Raw genomic sequence first — 18,634 nt, 5'->3', positions numbered from 1 at the left:
TTTAATTCTTTATTTTATTTTATTTATTATCAACTCTTTAGCTGTAGGAGTTATTCCTGAAACATTCCAATAATCAGTCAATATCGATTTTTTTTAATCTAAATAATAAATAGACAAAATACATCCCTAAAAACTGCATACTACATTTTTTTATAAGTAATTAATTAACAAAATCAGCGCATTAATAGCTTTAACTCCATTTTAAGATAATATTTAATATAATTCTTTTTTTATCTTAATATTTTGGTATATTTGACATATTACTAAGATAAAAAAAACCAAATTCTATTTATCATGAGAAAAATTGCACTTTTACTATTTTTACTAAATGCCACGTTTCTTTTTGCACAAAAAGAGATATCCGGGGTCGTAAAAGACAAATCTGGAGCCGCATTATCAGGAGTTAATATTAACGAACAAGGAGCTTCGAATGGAGTTTCAACGGACATGGATGGTGCTTATAAAATAAGTGTCAAAGAAGGCGCTACATTAATTTTTAGCCATATTGGCTACAATAACACTACAAGAGTAGCTGATGCAGCAAAAATTGACGTAACCTTATCTCAAGAAGGAGGACAAGAACTACAGGAAGTTCAAATTGTAGGATCCAGAAATACCAAAAGAACCGTTGTCAACTCGGCTGTACCTATTGATGTAATCAGCATGAAAGACGTTACGACCCAAAGCGGAAAAATTGAAATCAATCAATTGCTTCAATACATTGCACCGTCATTTAACGCCAACAAACAATCAGGTTCTGATGGAGCCGATCACGTTGATCCTGCTTCTTTGAGAGGAATGGGGCCTGACCAAACGTTAGTATTAATTAACGGAAAAAGAAGACATCAATCCTCACTTGTTACCCTTTACGGGACGCGTGGTAGAGGAAATACAGGAACCGATTTGAATGCCATTCCAGCTTCAGCTATCAAAAGAATTGAAATTTTGAGAGATGGAGCTGCGGCACAATATGGTTCTGATGCCATTGCAGGAGTAATCAATATCGTTCTAAATGACAATGTTGACCAATTGAATGGTTCTGTAACTTATGGCGCTTTTAACACCAAGGCAAAAGGCGATTTTTTACCAGGAACACCTAATACTAAAGATTTCAGATTAGATGAAAACGGGAATGGAAATACTTATGGCAAAAACAAAACCTTTGACGGTAATGCCATAAAAATCGGAGCCAATTATGGAGTTGCGGTTGGTAAAAATGGTGGTTTTGCAAATTTCACCACAGAATATTTCAGCAAAGACAAAGTATTGCGTCCCGGGTATGATTTCCGAAAAGGTTTTGGGGAAGCATCAATGGATAGTTATAATTTTACTGCTAATGTCTCTGTTCCTGTTTCTGAAAAAACTGATATCTATGCTTTTGCCGGAAGAAATTACAGAGATACAGACGCCTATGCTTTTACAAGAAATAGCGGTGCTGCCAATGTGGTAGAATCTGTTTATCCAGGAGGATACACTCCAAGAATTACTTCTATCATTTTGGATAACTCTGTTACAGCTGGGGTTAAAACAGAAACCGAAAGTGGATGGAAAGTCGACATTAGTAATACGTACGGAATAAATAAGTTTCATTATACAATAAAAGGGACTATGAATCCTTCCTTATTAGAAGCTTCTCCTTTAGAATTTGATGCTGGTGGAACTAGTTTGGCTCAAAATACAACCAATTTTGATTTTTCAAAAAATTATGATAAAGTTTTAGAAGGAATGAATTTAGCATTTGGAGCTGAATATAGAACTGAAAACTTCATCATTTTTGCAGGTCAAGAAGCATCGTACTCTACTTATGATCCCGACAGACAAGTTATTACTAATCCAGCTAATCAATCACCACCTATAGATCCTATTTCGGGAGAACCAAGACCGGGAAGCTCTCAAGGTTTCCCTGGATATAGTCCAGACAATGCCGTTGACAAAAACCGTAGCAATCTTTCATTATATGCTGATTCCGAATTGGATGTCACCAACAGTTTCATGGTAAGTGGAGCTGTGCGTTATGAAAACTACAGTGATTTTGGTAGTACCATCAACGGAAAATTAGCCTCAAGACTTAAAATTACAGATAAAATTAACCTAAGAGGTTCGGTTAGTACTGGATTCCGCGCTCCTTCATTGGCACAATCCTATTATGGTTTACATTTCACAAATATCGATTCAAGCGGTGCAACAGAAATTTTACTTTCTCCTAACAACAGCCCAGTAACTAAATCTTTTGGCATTCAAAAACTAAAAGAAGAAACTGCTATAAATGCTTCCCTTGGCGCAACTGCTTCTTTTGGAAACTTCACAGCAACAGTAGACGGATACCTAATTAAGATAAAAGACAGAATTGTATTGACAAGCTATTTTGATGCATCTGGTTTAGGATTAGGTGTAGATAAAACGCAATTTTTTGCTAATGCAGCAGATACAAAGACACTTGGTTTAGACGTGGTTCTAGCCTGGAAGAAAAGATTTGGTGAATCAAACCTTAGCGCAACGCTTGTAGGAAACATTAATAACATGGAAATCACGAAAGTGAATAATGGAAATTTAGATGCCGAAACTTTTTTCGGTGCACGTGAACAAGCCTTTTTACTGGCATCTGCTCCAGATAGCAAATTTGGTTTAAACCTTAATTATTCTAGAAATAAATTTGATGCAGGATTAGCATTTACTCATTTCAGCGAAGTAGTCTTAATTGATTATTCTGGCGAGAATGATGTTTATAGTCCTAAAACCATAACCGATTTAACTATTGGCTATCAAATAACAAAACAATTAAAATTAACTGCTGGTAGCAATAACCTATTCAATGTTTATCCAGACAAACAAGATGAAACTGGAAACACAGAAGCTGGAGGATATTGGGATGCGGTACAAATGGGGTTCAACGGAGCCTACTATTATACTAGATTAGGATTTACATTCTAAAAACAACATATCATAACTTCAAAAAAAGGACTGTCTCACTATGACAGTCCTTTTTTGTTTCTATTTAGTTTTGAACGAAAAAAATAAACACAAAAAAAATCCTGAGCGCTAAACTCAGGATTTTTAATCTTAATACTTTGTACTAAAATCTTAATACTATCTTATTCGTTATGCAAGAAAGCCTGTCTATTCAATAGCGTCTCTTCATCTTCAACATGATTATCATCAGGTATGCAACAATCTACAGGACACACGGCAGCACATTGAGGCTCATCGTGAAATCCTTTACACTCGGTACACTTACCTGGAACAATATAATATATTTCATCAGAAACTGGTGTTTGCGCTTCATCCGAATCCACTTCTGTACCATCAGGCAAAATTACTTTTCCTGTTAGTTTTGTTCCATCTTTATATCTCCAATCGTCAGCTCCTTCGTATATTGCCGTATTCGGGCACTCTGGTTCACAAGCCCCACAATTGATACATTCGTCGGTTATTATAATTGCCATCCTTTGTTTTAGTTTTAAGGTTTAAAGTTCAAAAGTTTAAAGTTCTATAAACTGAACGATTACGAACACAACTTTTGCCTAGAGCTTATAAAAAGCTTATTTTTGTGCAAAATTACAATCAAAACATTTCATAAACAAACATTATGACATTAGAAACAAAAAAAAATGCATTTATTGAATTAGGAAAATTCTTAAGCCAATTTAACGAAGGGAATTGTATCAAGAAAGAAACTGTGTTTGGTAATGATTTATTTTTTGAAAAATTTACCGATTTAATTCAGCTTTCACAATCCCATAATGGCTGGTTTACTCCGGAACAAGTCTTTTTTTCTATTCAATCCTGGGCCAAAGCCTTAACCGAAGAGAACCTGGATCAATGGCTTTCTAAATATGATTTTAGTGATGTAAAGCCTAAAAAAGTGGCATTAATCCTTGCGGGTAATATTCCTCTTGTTGGTTTTCATGATTTCTTATCGGTATTAATAACAGGACATGCTGTTTTGATAAAAACATCTTCAAACGACCAACATCTTTTGCCTTTTATGGCCAATTACCTTATTGCCTTTGAACCTCAATTTGCTAACAAAATCGAATTTGTAGAAGGAAAATTGGAAAATTTTGATACAGTAATTGCAACTGGCAGCAACAATACAGCACGTTATTTTGAGTACTATTTTAAAGACAAGCCTTCAATCATTAGAAAAAACAGAAACTCAGTTGCTGTTTTAGACGGATCCGAAACCAAAGAGCAATTAACCGCATTGGGCGAAGATATTTTCAGATATTTTGGATTAGGTTGCAGAAGTATATCCAAACTTTTTGTACCTAAAGACTATTCCTTTGTTCCTTTTTTTGAAGGTATATTCAAATACCAAGATGTGATTCATTATGAAAAATACGCCAATAATTATGATTATAACAAAGCTGTTTTCTTAATGAGTAATTTCAAATTACTGGACAATGGATTTTTGACCATCAAAGAAGATTCGAGTTATGGCTCTCCTATTTCGAGTGTGTTTTATGAATATTACGACAATTTAGATGATTTGCAAAAACGTTTAGAAAATGAAAACGAGCAAATACAATGCATCACAAGTAACAATTTAGTAAAAAACAGTATCGGTTTTGGGGAAACTCAACAACCCAAATTATGGGATTACGCCGATAACATTGATACTATAACGTTTTTGTTAATAAGATAAGTTAAAAACGCTGTATTATTCCGAATAATTTAACGTTTTACCAACTCTTAATTCCCGAAATTTGCATTTTTAAAATTCGGATATCAACTACACCATGAAATCGCCATGATTCAAAAATCACAACCATTTACGAAGAATGGCGATATCTCCCGATAATTATCGGGACCAATAAAAAACAAATAGTAACTACACATGAAAAAACACAACTACAGCGCAGGACCTTGTATTTTACCACAAGAAGTATTCGAAAAATCAGCACAAGCTATTTTAAATTTTAATAATTCAGGATTATCCCTTTTAGAAATCTCACATCGAAGTAAGGATTTTGTTGCCGTTATGGATGAAGCCAGAGCAATAGTTCTTGAACTTTTAGGATTAGAAGGCAAAGGATATCAAGCACTTTTTCTAGCAGGAGGGGCAAGTTTAGAATTCCTAATGGTTCCTTACAACTTATTAAAAGAAGGCGGAAAAGCTGCCTATTTAGATACTGGAACTTGGGCTGCAGCTGCCATAAAAGAAGCACAATCTTTTGGAAACACTACAATTGTAGCTTCTTCAAAAGAGGAAAATTACAACCACATTCCAAAAGGATATACAGTACCTGCGGATGCAGATTATTTTCACTGTACCAGCAACAATACCATTTTTGGAACACAAATGAAAGAATTTCCATCATTAGACATGCCAATTGTTTGTGATATGAGTTCTGATATCTTTTCAAGACAATTGGATTTTTCTAAATTCGATATTATCTATGCTGGAGCTCAAAAAAATATGGGACCTGCAGGAACAACTTTGGTGGTTATTAAAGAAGAAGTTCTAGGTAAAAATGGTCGTAACATCCCAAGTATGTTAGATTATGCTAAACATATTAAAGCTGAAAGTATGTACAATACTCCACCAGTTTTCCCAATATATGCGTCATTATTGACTTTACAATGGTTAAAAAACCTAGGCGGAATAGCTGCTATAGAAAAAATCAACAATGCCAAAGCAGCCTTGCTTTATGCAGAAATAGACAGAAATCCATTATTTAAGGGAGCCGCGGCGGTTGAAGATCGTTCGAATATGAATGCTACCTTCTTATTAAATGATGAAGTACATGCTGCAACTTTTGATGCTATGTGGAAAGCTGCCGGAATCTCTGGATTACCTGGACATCGTTCTGTAGGTGGTTATAGAGCCTCTATGTACAACGCTCTTCCGTTAGAAAGCGTGCAAGTATTAGTAGATGTAATGAAAGAACTTGAGAAGAGTATTCAGATTCCAGCATTAAGTAATTAGTTCCTATAGTTTTCGGGATAGCGCAAAAAAAAATAACTATGAGGTTGAGATAAATTCGATCCTCGTAATAACATAAATAATGAAAGTATTAGCAAATGATGGAATTTCTAAAAGCGGAATTCTAGCTTTAGAAAAAGGTGGATTTGAAGTTATAACTACAAAAGTGGCTCAAGAACAAGTAGCTAATTTTGTAAACGAAAATAACGTAAGTGTAGTTCTAGTTCGTAGTGCTACCAAAGTTCGCAAGGATATAATTGATGCTTGTCCAGGATTAAAAATAATTGGTCGTGGTGGCGTAGGAATGGATAATATTGATGTTGACTATGCAAAAAGCAAAGGCATCAGTGTAATCAACACCCCAGCATCTTCTTCAGAATCTGTTGCGGAATTGGTATTTGCCCATTTATTTTCAGGCGTTCGTTTCTTACATGATTCCAACAGAAACATGCCTCTAGAAGGAGATTCAAACTTTGATGGATTGAAAAAAGCATACGCTAACGGTATTGAGTTAAGAGGAAAAACTTTAGGTATTGTAGGAATAGGCCGTATTGGTCAGGCTACTGCAAAAATGGCTTTAGGATTAGGTATGAAAGTTATTGCTGCTGATATGTTTATCCCAAAAGTAGACGTTAAAGTAGAATTTTTTGACGGACAATCGGTAACTACAACTATTGTTTCACAATCTTTAGAATCTTTGTTTCAAGAAGCGGATTTCATTACCTTACACGTTCCGGCACAAGACGGATACATTATTGGAGAAAAAGAATTGGCTATCATGAAAGAAGGTGTTGGAATTGTAAACTGTGCTCGTGGAGGTGTTATTGATGAAGTTGCATTAGTAAAAGCATTAGATAGCGGAAAAGTATTATTTGCTGGATTGGACGTTTTTGAAAGCGAACCAAAACCTGAAATTACTATTTTGATGCACCCAAAAATTTCTTTAACTCCACATATCGGTGCGGCTACAGAAGAAGCTCAAGATAGAATTGGTACAGAATTGGCACAACAAATCATTGGACTATTAAACTAATTCACTAACCTTAAATACTTTAGTGGCGATTTATTAACATAGTTTAATAAATCGCCACTTTTTTTTTGATTAAATTTGATATCTAATCTTAATCAAAAAAATCCATGTTTGAGCAATTAACACAATTAGTACAGCAATATGGCCAAGAAGCTGTTGTAAAAAACGATGCGATACCAAACGAACACAATGAGGCTGTAATAGAAGAAGCCGGGAATTCTATATTCTCTAGTTTACAAAAAATAGCTTCCGAAGGTGGTGTTGAAAAGTTGGCAAGCTTACTTCAAGGTAATAATGCACAAGACCCCTCGAATCCCGCTGTACAACAAATCACACAGCAGCTTACAGGAAGTTTGGGAGAGAAATTCGGTTTGAATAATAGTGCTGCTGCAGGTGTTGCAGAAAGTCTAATTCCACAAATCCTTGGAGGTCTTGTAAATAAAACTAATGACCCTAATGATAGTTTTCAAATTACCGATTTGCTAGGGGCAATTACTGGTGGAGGTGCGCAATCAGCAGGTATTATGGATGCCATTTCAAAATATGGAACCCAATTTGGATTGGACCAAAATGCAGATGGAAAACTAGATATGCAAGATGCCTTAGCGGTAACAAAAAGCGGTGGAGGAATTAGCGGATTCCTAGGCAAATTATTTGGAAAATAACCCCGAAAAACAAAATCACCACAAAGCCATTTGCTATTCGCAACAAGATAAATTCAAGAATTTAACCTGAATTTAAGTGTCCAGACAACTATTAATTATTGTAAAATCCTTAAATTTGAATACAATTTAATAGTCGAAATATTTTTTATCGATTGATTATTTCTTTCCCTTTGAATAGTTCTTTTTCATGATCTGCACAAACATTCATTAATATGAAAAATTTAATTTGTATATCGATCATTCTTTTGGTAATTATAGGATGTAATACCACTAAGTCGACTGTTTTCAGTACAGACAAACCAAAAACAGAAAGCAACGACACCATAAAAATAGCAAATGATGAATTGCATTATGAAGTCATCATCATTGAACCCGGCTTTGATTTTTGGTTGCATTCAACTGCCTACCCTAGAGGGTTTCACTCTCAAACTTATTTAGAAAACAAAAATTACCTATATGTTTCCGAATGGAACAACCGCGTTTTACAACCCCAAATTTACAATCCCAATTTATACGAAATGACCATACAGTACGACCCAAATATTGATTATGGCTATGAAGTAAACTATCTTATTTACAATTATATGATTTATTTCCAGAACAAATACAATCAAAAACTGTATGGTTACGTTCCTACTAAATAGATTTAAGAAGAGTTATTACTGCTAAAGGCAGGTAAATAATAGATTATGGATGCCATTTTAAAATATGTAAAACTCGATGCAGATGATGCCCAAGCGGTAACAAAAAAAACAGTGGAGGAATTATTAAAAAAATAAAACATTAGAAACAACCGTAAACATTCCAAACAATAAGTAATCTATAGAAATAAAATCACAAATTAAAACTTGTATATTTGTATTCATGATAAATCAATAATGGGAGGATTAAAACAGCGTTGGGGATTAACTTCTAATTTTCAACTTACACTAATTATTATCGTTTTTGCAATAACAGGATCTGCATCGGCTTGGTTATCAAAACCCTTTTGTTTGTGGTTGGGAATAACCAAAGAGGACTTAGGCTTCTGGTTTACCCCTATCCGATTAATACTCATTTTTCCTATCTACCAAGTTTTATTAGTGGTGATAGGATTCCTCTTCGGACAATTTAAATTCTTTTGGGCTTTCGAAAAAAAAATGCTTAAAAGTATGGGATTGGGATTTTTGATTAAAGAGTAAGATTGGTTTTTAGTTTTTGGTTTTCTGCTATCTGTTTTTCTATTTTCTATTTTCTTTTTTTTTCATTGCTATTGTCATTGCTATTGTCATTGCTATTGCCTTCCTTTTTTATCCAATACGTATAAATCCAAGTTAACGTAAATGAGGGAACGACATCCGTAAACGGCAATATTTCTTCAAGAAAAGTTAAAATACCGGCTGTCTTCCCTACTCGTCCTTCATACATTTTAGTCATCAAAAAACCAGACAGTGGCGCCCAAACAACATCCGAAAATTCCCCTATATAAGGAATTGCAAAGGATAGCATTCCAATTCCATCAAATAATAGTCCTAGAATTAGTTTTTTAGTTTTCAAATTACCATCATTTGAAACAGGAGCTTTTAGTACATCTTCATTCATATTTAACGCTAAAAAATTAATTCAAAACTCTACCAATGTCATTTAAATAAAAAGTACCGTATTCTCAACAAAAGCTTGGTTTTTCAAATCGAATTTACTCAAAATTTGAATACATCTTTAGAATAAACACGGATACTATTTAGAAATCCGTTGGGTGTAATTGTTTTTTTACCACATAGAAGCATAGAATTTATAGTTTTTTGAAAAAAGTTTGATAGATGTTTTACTTTTCACATAGTCAATCTATGTGAAAAATAGTGCTATTTTCTATTCTTTCTTTAATTATTAGTTGTAAATCTATGTATCTATGTGGTTTGTTTTTTATTTAAACAGAATTACAACCAACGGGCTATTTAGAAATAAAAAGCCGTCGGTCTACAAAAAAAACAAAAGCGACGCCTTACTTTATCGATAGAATCTTTGTTTCTTTGTAAAAACAGTTTGAAATGATACACGCAAAAAACATCCATAAATATTACGACCAACTTGAAGTATTAAAAGGAGTCGATTTACACATCAAAAAAGGTGAAATTGTTTCTATTGTTGGTGCTTCTGGGGCCGGAAAAACAACGCTTTTACAAATTCTGGGAACATTGGATAAACCTAGTGCCTCCCCAACCCCAAAAGGGGAAATCAAAACCGATGAAAATGTAACTTCTTTAACTATCAACAAGGAAGATATTTTGAAAATGAATGACAAATCATTATCCAAATTCAGAAACTTAAACTTGGGATTTATTTTTCAATTTCATCAATTACTGCCCGAATTCACGGCTTTAGAAAATGTTTGCATCCCCGCTTTTATCGCCAATAAATCCAAAGCTGAAACCGAAACAGAGGCAAAAAAACTATTGGATTATTTGGGGTTGTCCCACAGAATACACCATAAACCCAATGAACTTTCTGGAGGAGAACAACAACGGGTGGCTGTAGCAAGAGCATTAATCAATAAACCCGATGTTATTTTTGCCGACGAACCATCCGGGAATCTGGACACCCATTCTGCCGAAAATCTACATCAATTATTTTTTCAACTTCGAGATAAATTTGGACAAACTTTCGTCATTGTAACCCATAATGAAGAATTAGCTAATATGGCTGATAGAAAACTAGTCATGATTGACGGACAGATTAGCGGTCAGTAATCCAATTGCAATTGACAGAAAACAGATAAAAATTGGATTAAATCAATATCAATCAATTTTCAAATCATGACATTTCCCGAACTAAAATCTTTCCTGGACGAGAAAGTCGTACTATACAACAATACGAATTTTATCGAGAGTGATCCCGTTCAAATTCCGCATTTGTTTACTCAAAAGGAAGATATCGAAATTGCTGGTTTCCTGAGCGCAACCATTTCTTGGGGAAATAGAAAAATGATCATAAAAAATTCGCATAAAATGATGGAGTTGATGGGAAACGCACCCTATGATTTTGTAATGTCCCATCAGGAAACCGACTTAGAACGACTAGAATCCTTTGTCCATCGTACCTTCAACGGGCAGGATTTCATGGGGTTTATAAAAGGCTTACAGCATATTTACAAAAATCATGGTGGATTGGAAACCGTCTTCAGTAACAACCTAGGTGAAGATAATTTACAAAAAAACATACATGAACTCAAAAAGCTGTTTTTTGAAATTCCACATCTCAATCGAACCCAAAAACACATTTCAGATCCTTTGAAAGGATCGGCTGCCAAGCGGATAAACATGTACCTGAGATGGATGGTCCGACAAGACAACAAAGGAGTTGACTTGGGGATCTGGAAATCCATTTCACCTGCACTCCTTTCCTGCCCGCTTGATGTACATTCTGGAAATGTGGCACGGAAACTGGGTTTGCTTACCCGAAAACAAAACGACGGGAAAGCATTAACCGAATTGGATTTAAAACTTCGGGAATTAGACCCTATCGATCCCGTAAAATATGATTTTGCTTTATTTGGATTGGGAGTTTTTGAAGGATTTTAGAAAAAAACTGAACTTTTAATGCATATCCACAATGCTACCCAGCGGCTAAAAATGACACACTGATTATATGGGTTGGCAAGGATACTTCTGATTAAATCATACCAATTATGAGTTAAATATATCTAATTATTTAGCTGCTTTTTAAAACACATTTTTTACTGTTAGTCCATAAAAAAGAAAATCCTTTTTCCTTTTTCATTAAATAAAACTCGAAATACTTCAATTTCAACCCTTAGTGATTAGCTTTAAATTATTTTTTTGTAATACATTTAGAATAATCACTATCTTTATGTAAGTTTTTTTGTTAAAAAAAATAATTACAACATATTCATTGGCTTGGTTTTGCATCGAAATCTAAAACTCAACTTACCTGTTATTAATGGATGTATATATTTCTTATTTTGTTCTTATAGTTTTACCTCTATTGACAGGTATTTTCACGCTATTAATAGTCGTCCTAATCTTAAATAGATTTAGATATGACTTGTTTAGACCCAAATTTGAATCCGCAAAAAACAAAATTGATAGTTTTTTAACAGCCATGATTTTTTCTCCATACGATGAAGGTAATTTCATTATTGAAATTGAACAATTTAAAAAAGAAATCCCTTTTGAAAAAAGATGGTGTAAAAAATTATTGCTGAATGAAATTATTTTTTTAAAACTAAACTTGAAAGGAGATATCACCAATACTTTCCATTTTTTATATGAAAAATTTGATTTATTTGAATACACAAAAAAGCTTTTGAAAAGCAATCTATTTTATCTAAAGTGTCTTGGAATGTACCAGTTGGAATCTTTAGAATATGAAAAAGGAAAAAAATACATTATCCCTTTTTTAAATCACAGAAACAGAAGTGTGCAATCCAGTGCTTTTTTAAGTTTAATTTCATTAGAACCCGATAAATTAGAAACATTATTAAATTTTTCACATCAAATTACGATTGCTGAAGAAATCAATATAATGGATATCCTTCATCAGAAAAAAACTAAAATCCCTACAAATTTAAGTAAATGGATTCATTCTGAAAATACATCAATTATAAAACTCGGTCTTAAATTAATGATGTTTTACAATTTTACAAATGAAAATGAAGTGATTGTAAAACTATTAAAGCACAAAGACCCATCTGTTCGATTTGAAGCAATTACAGCCGTAAAATTTTTATTTATTTATGAAGCAGAATCTGTATTGATAAGACAATTTGACAAAGAAGAAACGCAAAACAAATTAGAAATTTTCAATACTTTAGCTGCAATCGGAACGACTGACTCTGAGATTTTTATAGCTGGATTATTAAAAAACAAAACAGCCAAAAACGTCAAACTCGATGCTGTTTATTGCCTCTATAAAATAAATCCTAAGTATTTTAACACTCATTTCTTAGATGATTTCGATGTACAAAAAATGGTCAAACATGTAAAAACCCCGTATCTATAATGTTAGAAAAACTCATATATAGCTACGAAGTATTTGTGGGTTTATTCTCGACATTATACATACTTTTTTATTGCATATTGGCGATATTGTCCTACTATGCCATAAAAAAATATCTTAACAACAAAAACTTCATACCCAATAATGTCATTATAAAATCCAATCATATTCCGGGAGTATCCGTCATTGCACCCGCCTTTAATGAAGGCGCAACCGTGGTTCACAATGTAAAATCATTATTGTCATTGACGTATCCAAAATTCGAAGTCGTATTGGTTAATGATGGTAGCACAGATGATACCTTACAAAAATTAATTGATGAATTTGAATTGATTAAAGTAGACTTTTATTATCAGGAAAAAATACCAACAAATCCTATAAGAGGACATTATAAATCAACCAACCCATTATATTACAAACTATTAGTTGTTGACAAAGAAAACAGAAAAAGCAAAGCAGATGCTTGTAATGCCGGTATAAATTCTACCAAATATCCATTATTTTTATGTACCGATGTAGATTGTATTTTAAAAAATGACACCATTATAAAATTAGCAAAACCTTTTATAGAAAATAAAAAAAGAGTTATCGCTACCGGTGCCGGCATCCGAATTTCAAATTCTTGTGAAGTAAAAGAAGGTTTTCTGGTCAAAATTCATTTTCCAAAAGGATGGTACCCTAGATTTCAAGAACTGGAATATGTTCGTGCATTTCTTTTTGGCAGAATGGCCTGGAGTCAAATAAACGGCTTATTATTAGTCTCTGGAGGACTCGGCATGTTCGACAAAGAAATTGCTGTAGCAGCAGGAGGATATTGGCATAAATCACTAGGAGAAGATATGGAACTCGTAACTAGAATGAGAAAATACATGTACGATCATAAACTTCCTTTTTTGATACAATACATCCCAGAATCATTGTGTTGGACAGAAGTTCCCGCTACTAGGGAAGTTTTAATTCGGCAACGCGTGCGTTGGTCACGAGGATTGATTCAAACCTTATATTTACATAGAAACCTATTTTTCAATCCAAAATACGAAAAAACAGGATTTCTGATATTCCCCTATTTTTTCGCATTCGAATTCCTGATTCCTATTTTAGAATTAATTGGAGTACTTGTATTAATTATAAGCTTTTTTATACTGGACTTAAATTATGTTTATTTTCTATACCTTACTTTGACGGTTTATCTATTTTATCTCATAATAACGTTTATTTCCATACTGTTAGATGATGTTATTTATAAGAATTATGCCAATACCAAGGAAATCATAACACTGGTACTAATGGCAATAATAGAACCATTTTGCTACCATCCTGTTAATGTATACGCTTCGTTAAAAGGATATTACCATTTTTTTAGACAAAAAGAACAATCCTGGGGAAACATGCAACGGCAGGGTTTTAAAACCACTCCAAATCCATAAAATCAAAAACTATTTAAAAGAAAAACATTTGTTATGCTAAAAGAACTATTAAATATTTACGAAATATTCGTGGGCATTTTCTCCATAACTTATATTCTGTTTTATTTAACATTGGCTTTTTTATCCTATTATGCCATAAAACAACACCTTAATACAAAGCATTTTATACACAACAATGTATTGGTAAAATCCAATCATATCCCAGGGGTATCTGTTATTGCACCGGCCTTCAATGAAGGGGCAACTGTGGTATATAACGTCAAATCATTATTGTCACTCAACTATCCCAAATTTGAAGTCGTATTAATCAACGACGGCAGCGCAGATGATACCCTTGAAAAACTCATCCGAGAATTTGAGTTGGTCAAAGTCGATTTTTACTATGAAGCTAAAATCCCGACTGGTCCAGTTCGAGGACATTACAAATCGACTAATCCGCTGTATTCAAAACTTTTGGTAGTTGATAAAGAAAATAGAAAAAGCAAGGCCGATGCCTCAAATACGGGTATTAATTCAACAAAATACCCACTAATATTATGTACCGATGTAGATTGTATTTTAAAGAATGATGCGATAATAAAACTGGCAAAACCCTTTATAGTAAGCAAAAAAAGAATCATTGCCACAGGAGCTGGAATCCGAAGTTCCAACTCCTGCGAAGTAAAAGATGGATTCTTAGTCAAAATTCATTTCCCAACCGGATGGTATGCGCGTTTTCAAGAATTAGAGTACGTACGAGCTTTCCTTTTTGGAAGAATGGCCTTGAGTCAAATCAACAGCTTGTTATTGGTCTCTGGTGGATTAGGCATGTTCGACAAAGAAATCGTAATTAACGCAGGGGGCTATTGGCACAAATCATTGGGAGAAGACATGGAACTCGTGATCCGAATGCGAAAATATATGTACGATAACAAACTTCCTTTTCTGATTCAATACATCCCGGAATCCTTGTGTTGGACCGAAGTTCCCGGAAACAAAACCATTTTAATACGGCAACGCATGCGATGGGCCAGAGGATTGATTCAAACGTTATTTTTACATAAAAAATTATTTTTTAATCCAAAATATAAAAGAACCGCATTTTTTATACTCCCCTACTTTTTTGCTTTTGAGTTTATGATTCCTATCATGGAGTTAGTAGGCATCGTCACCACTTTACTCTTTTTTATATTTTTTGAAATTAACTATTTGTTCTTTTTTTATATTACCCTATTGGTTTATTTATTCTATTTAATTCTCACAATTACATCCATCTTTTTGGATGATGTGATTTATAAAAACTATGCCAATGCCAAAGAAATTATAATTTTGATTTTAATGGCAATCATCGAGCCTTTTTTCTATCATCCAGTAAATACGTATGCTTCTCTAAAAGGATATTACCATTTTGTAAAACAAAAAGAACAAAATTGGGGGAATATGCAACGGCAAGGTTTTAATACACCTCTGAAATAAAAATACAGAAAACAGAATGTAGATTGCAGAAAATTTAAAATCAAAACTCTAAAATTCAAAATAGGTATGAGGTATAGACACCACATTAGAACATTCTTTATTCTTTTTCTACTATTAGGAATGGCTAAAAGCAATTCAGTTTGGGCTCAAAAAATAGATATTGACAGCCTTTTGAATGTCGCCATTCGAGAAGTAACCAAAGATAAAAACTATGAATCAGCATTAAAGAAAACCCAATTGGGAATGAAATTGGCTCCTGATTATTTGGATTTTCATTTATTAACGGGTAGAATATATCAATTGACAAATGTAAAAGACAGTGCTCGCTACTATTACAATCTTGTCATCTGTAAAAATCCTGTTTATGAAGAGGCGTATACCTATCTCATCAATATGGATATTGAAGAAAAAAATTATACCGATGCCGAGATTGTAGTCAACAAAGCCATTGAAGCACATCCCAAAAAAAAAGATTTTCGCTACAAGAAACTTACTATTTATGAACTACAGGGAAATACAGAAAAAGGGGAAGGATACCTAAAAGAAATGCAAGCTTTATATCCTAAGGATTCCGATTTTAAATTGCATTATTTCATTGCGGACAGCCGACTCAAATCGGATCGCATTGGGGTAAATTACAACTTCACAACTTTTGACAGATCCGGTTACGGCCCTTGGCATTTTGGAAGTTTACAATACATTAGACAACGAGATTGGGGATCTGCCATTGCCAGAGTCAATTATTCCAATCGCTATGCAGATGGTCAAAGCGTTATCCATGGCATTCAATATGAAGCAGAAACTTATCTTTTTACAGGAAAAAATAGTTACTCTTATATTGGAGCAGGGTATAGTGACGACCCCGTATTTCCAAAATTGAGACTGGGTTATTCCTTTTTTTACAATTTCAAAAAAGGATGGGAAGCTGATTTAGGGGTTCGATACATTGATACCGATGAAACCAGTTTTGCTACTGCAGTAGTTGGAGTGGGGAAATATTTAGGTTCCTATTGGCTCAATCTAAGATCGTATTTTCAATTTGACAACAGCACCGTTTATCCCGCTTTTACGCTAACCAGCCGTTATTATTTCAATACTCGATTTGATTATCTTACTTTAATTGCAGGTTACGGAACTTCTCCAGACGAAAGAACAACGATTGGACAAATACAAGAGCGTCTTTCACTTGATTCCTTTAGACTAGGAGCTGGTTATTATCAATTGTTTGGAGATCATTATGTAACAGGCTTGCAATTATCCTTTAATAATCAGGAATATGCTCCTGATCTGAAACAAATCGAAACCGAAATTGCTTTGATGTTTCAATATCAATTTTAAAAAATGCATACCAAACACTTTTATCTAACAACTATTGTTTTTTTTTGTTCTTTTTTAATTGCAAAATTATGGCTCAAAACTCTCTTAATTTAGCAAATCCAAAAGGTCAGGAAGTCATTATACTTTCCACAACTGATGGAACCAAAAATGCTGCAACGATATTAAAAACTTATTTGGATCAGGCATTTGAATATCCATTTCTTATTCAAATTGAAAATAAAAAAAACAATGGTAATGCAAAAATAATTCTCAAAATTGAGGAAAATACTTTTGTTATTAAGAGCGATGAAAAAAACATTGAATTGATTGGTTCGGATGAGAAAACGGTACGATATGCAGTTTATACTTTATTGGAAACTTTTGGATTTAGAAAATATACTGCAAAAGACAACTTTATACCAAACCTAAAACAAGTTGCGTTTCCCAAAAACTCCAATCAAACCTACAAACCTTTTTTCGAATATCGAGCCTGATTCTATCACGATTGATACGATGACGCTTTTAGAGATTGGCACAAACTGGATTGGCATATTAATGATTTTTGAATTTGGGGACATTCTTTTTACAAATTATTAAGTTCTAAAGCATATTTCAAAACCAATCCAGAATTTTTTGCTCTTTATGAAGTCCGTAGAAACAGTGAGTCGTTGTGTATGACTAATAATACTGTCGTAGAAATCATTACCAATAAATTAAATCTTAAAACCATTAGAATCAACACTTCAAACGATCAAAGACATTGGATTATTACACCCAAAAAAATCAGCGCCTACGGACTTAAAAAGGAAAAATGGCAACTTATTACTCAGTTAGAAGATAACAAATTAACCGAAAACACAGAAGTAAGCATTAAATCTTGGGAATTAAAATCCAATAATTATAACCGATACGACATTCTAAAAATTGAAGTCGAAAATCTAACAGAGCTACCCTAATGGAGAAAGCGAAAAAACAAATGGTCATAATAGATGAAATTGAGTTGTACAAGAACTAAAAGACCATGCCTATCTTGAAAGACAACCAATTCTTTTAGTCTTTTCAACTTAAAATTTACAGCAATATTGTCCTCCCTTTTGGGACTTTTTACACTTGGTTTTGTTCCTAAAAAACCTTTTAACCTGAGTTCAATTATTATTATTTTTAAAAAATATCAAAAATTATCATAGATAAATTTGTACAAAACAATAATAATATATACATTTAACGGTAATTAACGTCGTACGTCGATAAAAACTAAGGTTCCAACGGGACAAATTGCAAAAATCTAACTTTCTTTTTAACTGTATTTAATATCTAAAGAGTATACTTTCTTAAGAATTAAATGCAAATAGAAAAAAATTAGCCCCCCCACTTTGCAAATGTTCAGTAGATTATTAGCGAGAGCAAATACATTCATAGCCATTATATATTCAATTAGATTTTTTTTACACAATAATGATTTATAATCATTGAAAAACAATTAATCTAAAATTCGTCTTATGATTTACTTCGATAAAATCACTGAATTGTTTTGCATTACTAATGAGTTTGACAAAAACTTCCAGAAAGTAGCAAAATCCTTTACTATTGAAAACAAACCGAAGAAAAGGCCAAAAGGTCCACTCCGGAAGCGATTACTATGTACTACTTATTTCATGCCATCTTATTGCTGGAGTAATTACTTATTCTATCATTTTTTAACCTAAAAAAAATATCCAAAATTTAAAACACCCCAAACCTATAACTTAATCTCATGTTGACAATCTAATTAAGGTTTATATAAACATTTTATGATTTGCAAAAGAACCTAATAAAGTCT

General features: G+C 33.2%; 17 protein-coding genes. 15 read left to right on the top strand and 2 right to left on the bottom strand.

Annotated elements, in window-relative coordinates:
- Positions 1-294: 294 nt before the first annotated feature.
- On the top strand, positions 295-2,931 hold the full coding sequence (locus DB891_RS08670) for a TonB-dependent receptor (protein WP_116762575.1): 2,637 nt from the start codon (positions 295-297) through the stop codon (positions 2,929-2,931).
- Between the two features lie 161 nt (positions 2,932-3,092).
- Here DB891_RS08670 and DB891_RS08665 read toward each other — a convergent pair whose 3' ends face one another.
- On the bottom strand, positions 3,093-3,443 hold the full coding sequence (locus tag DB891_RS08665) for a 4Fe-4S dicluster domain-containing protein (RefSeq protein ID WP_116762573.1): 351 nt from the start codon (positions 3,441-3,443) through the stop codon (positions 3,093-3,095).
- Positions 3,444-3,586: 143 nt separating this feature from the next.
- Between DB891_RS08665 and DB891_RS08660 the strand changes: the two genes are divergently transcribed.
- From DB891_RS08660 to DB891_RS08635, 6 genes are all read left to right on the top strand, one after another.
- Entirely contained in the window at positions 3,587-4,645 is a 1,059-nt protein-coding gene (locus DB891_RS08660) for an acyl-CoA reductase (protein ID WP_116762571.1), read from the top strand.
- Positions 4,646-4,837: 192 nt separating this feature from the next.
- Positions 4,838-5,929, top strand: a complete 1,092-nt coding sequence (gene serC / locus DB891_RS08655) for a 3-phosphoserine/phosphohydroxythreonine transaminase (RefSeq protein ID WP_116762569.1) — start codon at positions 4,838-4,840, stop codon at positions 5,927-5,929.
- A 79-nt stretch (positions 5,930-6,008) separates the two neighbouring features.
- Positions 6,009-6,959 carry a D-2-hydroxyacid dehydrogenase gene (locus DB891_RS08650; protein WP_116762567.1) on the top strand — a complete coding sequence of 317 codons (951 nt, stop codon included), beginning with the start codon at positions 6,009-6,011 and terminating at the stop codon, positions 6,957-6,959.
- A gap of 104 nt (positions 6,960-7,063) precedes the next feature.
- Positions 7,064-7,621, top strand: a complete 558-nt coding sequence (locus tag DB891_RS08645) for a DUF937 domain-containing protein (protein ID WP_116762564.1) — start codon at positions 7,064-7,066, stop codon at positions 7,619-7,621.
- A gap of 212 nt (positions 7,622-7,833) precedes the next feature.
- Positions 7,834-8,265 carry a DUF6146 family protein gene (locus tag DB891_RS08640; RefSeq protein ID WP_116762562.1) on the top strand — a complete coding sequence of 144 codons (432 nt, stop codon included), beginning with the start codon at positions 7,834-7,836 and terminating at the stop codon, positions 8,263-8,265.
- A 234-nt stretch (positions 8,266-8,499) separates the two neighbouring features.
- A complete protein-coding gene (locus DB891_RS08635) occupies positions 8,500-8,802 on the top strand; it encodes a DUF6787 family protein (RefSeq protein ID WP_116762560.1) in 303 nt (100 codons plus the stop codon).
- 46 nt (positions 8,803-8,848) lie between these two features.
- Here DB891_RS08635 and DB891_RS08630 read toward each other — a convergent pair whose 3' ends face one another.
- Positions 8,849-9,202 carry a hypothetical protein gene (locus DB891_RS08630; RefSeq protein WP_116762558.1) on the bottom strand — a complete coding sequence of 118 codons (354 nt, stop codon included), beginning with the start codon at positions 9,200-9,202 and terminating at the stop codon, positions 8,849-8,851.
- A 446-nt stretch (positions 9,203-9,648) separates the two neighbouring features.
- Here DB891_RS08630 and DB891_RS08625 point away from each other — a divergent pair, with 446 nt between their 5' ends.
- The 8 genes from DB891_RS08625 to DB891_RS08590 all read left to right on the top strand — a co-directional run bounded on the left by DB891_RS08625 (position 9,649) and on the right by DB891_RS08590 (position 17,771).
- Entirely contained in the window at positions 9,649-10,347 is a 699-nt protein-coding gene (locus DB891_RS08625; protein ID WP_116762556.1) for an ABC transporter ATP-binding protein, read from the top strand.
- A gap of 66 nt (positions 10,348-10,413) precedes the next feature.
- Positions 10,414-11,178 carry a TIGR02757 family protein gene (locus tag DB891_RS08620; RefSeq protein ID WP_116762554.1) on the top strand — a complete coding sequence of 255 codons (765 nt, stop codon included), beginning with the start codon at positions 10,414-10,416 and terminating at the stop codon, positions 11,176-11,178.
- A 541-nt stretch (positions 11,179-11,719) separates the two neighbouring features.
- A complete protein-coding gene (locus DB891_RS08615) occupies positions 11,720-12,619 on the top strand; it encodes a HEAT repeat domain-containing protein (RefSeq protein ID WP_124019507.1) in 900 nt (299 codons plus the stop codon).
- Complete coding sequence (locus tag DB891_RS08610) at positions 12,619-14,043, top strand: glycosyltransferase family 2 protein (protein WP_116762550.1); 1,425 nt, start codon at positions 12,619-12,621, stop codon at positions 14,041-14,043. Before DB891_RS08615 ends, DB891_RS08610 begins: the two co-directional genes overlap by 1 nt.
- Positions 14,044-14,076: 33 nt before the next feature.
- Positions 14,077-15,498, top strand: a complete 1,422-nt coding sequence (locus DB891_RS08605; RefSeq protein WP_116762548.1) for a glycosyltransferase family 2 protein — start codon at positions 14,077-14,079, stop codon at positions 15,496-15,498.
- Positions 15,499-15,564: 66 nt separating this feature from the next.
- Positions 15,565-16,836, top strand: a complete 1,272-nt coding sequence (locus tag DB891_RS08600) for a YaiO family outer membrane beta-barrel protein (protein ID WP_116762546.1) — start codon at positions 15,565-15,567, stop codon at positions 16,834-16,836.
- Positions 16,837-16,904: 68 nt separating this feature from the next.
- Positions 16,905-17,309: a hypothetical protein gene (locus tag DB891_RS08595; RefSeq protein ID WP_116762544.1), complete on the top strand. Its 405-nt coding sequence runs from the start codon at positions 16,905-16,907 to the stop codon at positions 17,307-17,309.
- A 72-nt stretch (positions 17,310-17,381) separates the two neighbouring features.
- Positions 17,382-17,771 carry a DUF4838 domain-containing protein gene (locus DB891_RS08590; protein ID WP_116762542.1) on the top strand — a complete coding sequence of 130 codons (390 nt, stop codon included), beginning with the start codon at positions 17,382-17,384 and terminating at the stop codon, positions 17,769-17,771.
- Positions 17,772-18,634: the final 863 nt, after the last annotated feature.

The organism is Flavobacterium laiguense (genome assembly GCF_003097655.1).
In the GTDB taxonomy this organism is placed as follows: Bacteria; Bacteroidota; Bacteroidia; order Flavobacteriales; family Flavobacteriaceae; genus Flavobacterium; species Flavobacterium laiguense.
The sequence above is the reverse complement of the archived record's forward strand: the minus strand, read 5'-3'. Positions and strand labels throughout refer to the sequence as shown.

Coding starts and splice junctions, on each gene's coding strand:
- DB891_RS08645 (WP_116762564.1), top strand. CDS start 7,064: ATGTTTGAGCAATTAACACAATTAGTACAGCAATATGGCCAAGAAGCT.
- DB891_RS08670 (WP_116762575.1), top strand. CDS start 295: ATGAGAAAAATTGCACTTTTACTATTTTTACTAAATGCCACGTTTCTT.
- DB891_RS08605 (WP_116762548.1), top strand. CDS start 14,077: ATGCTAAAAGAACTATTAAATATTTACGAAATATTCGTGGGCATTTTC.
- DB891_RS08650 (WP_116762567.1), top strand. CDS start 6,009: ATGAAAGTATTAGCAAATGATGGAATTTCTAAAAGCGGAATTCTAGCT.
- serC (WP_116762569.1), top strand. CDS start 4,838: ATGAAAAAACACAACTACAGCGCAGGACCTTGTATTTTACCACAAGAA.
- DB891_RS08600 (WP_116762546.1), top strand. CDS start 15,565: ATGAGGTATAGACACCACATTAGAACATTCTTTATTCTTTTTCTACTA.
- DB891_RS08665 (WP_116762573.1), bottom strand. CDS start 3,443: ATGGCAATTATAATAACCGACGAATGTATCAATTGTGGGGCTTGTGAA.
- DB891_RS08595 (WP_116762544.1), top strand. CDS start 16,905: ATGGCTCAAAACTCTCTTAATTTAGCAAATCCAAAAGGTCAGGAAGTC.
- DB891_RS08640 (WP_116762562.1), top strand. CDS start 7,834: ATGAAAAATTTAATTTGTATATCGATCATTCTTTTGGTAATTATAGGA.
- DB891_RS08630 (WP_116762558.1), bottom strand. CDS start 9,202: ATGAATGAAGATGTACTAAAAGCTCCTGTTTCAAATGATGGTAATTTG.
- DB891_RS08620 (WP_116762554.1), top strand. CDS start 10,414: ATGACATTTCCCGAACTAAAATCTTTCCTGGACGAGAAAGTCGTACTA.
- DB891_RS08625 (WP_116762556.1), top strand. CDS start 9,649: ATGATACACGCAAAAAACATCCATAAATATTACGACCAACTTGAAGTA.
- DB891_RS08660 (WP_116762571.1), top strand. CDS start 3,587: ATGACATTAGAAACAAAAAAAAATGCATTTATTGAATTAGGAAAATTC.
- DB891_RS08615 (WP_124019507.1), top strand. CDS start 11,720: ATGATTTTTTCTCCATACGATGAAGGTAATTTCATTATTGAAATTGAA.
- DB891_RS08635 (WP_116762560.1), top strand. CDS start 8,500: ATGGGAGGATTAAAACAGCGTTGGGGATTAACTTCTAATTTTCAACTT.
- DB891_RS08610 (WP_116762550.1), top strand. CDS start 12,619: ATGTTAGAAAAACTCATATATAGCTACGAAGTATTTGTGGGTTTATTC.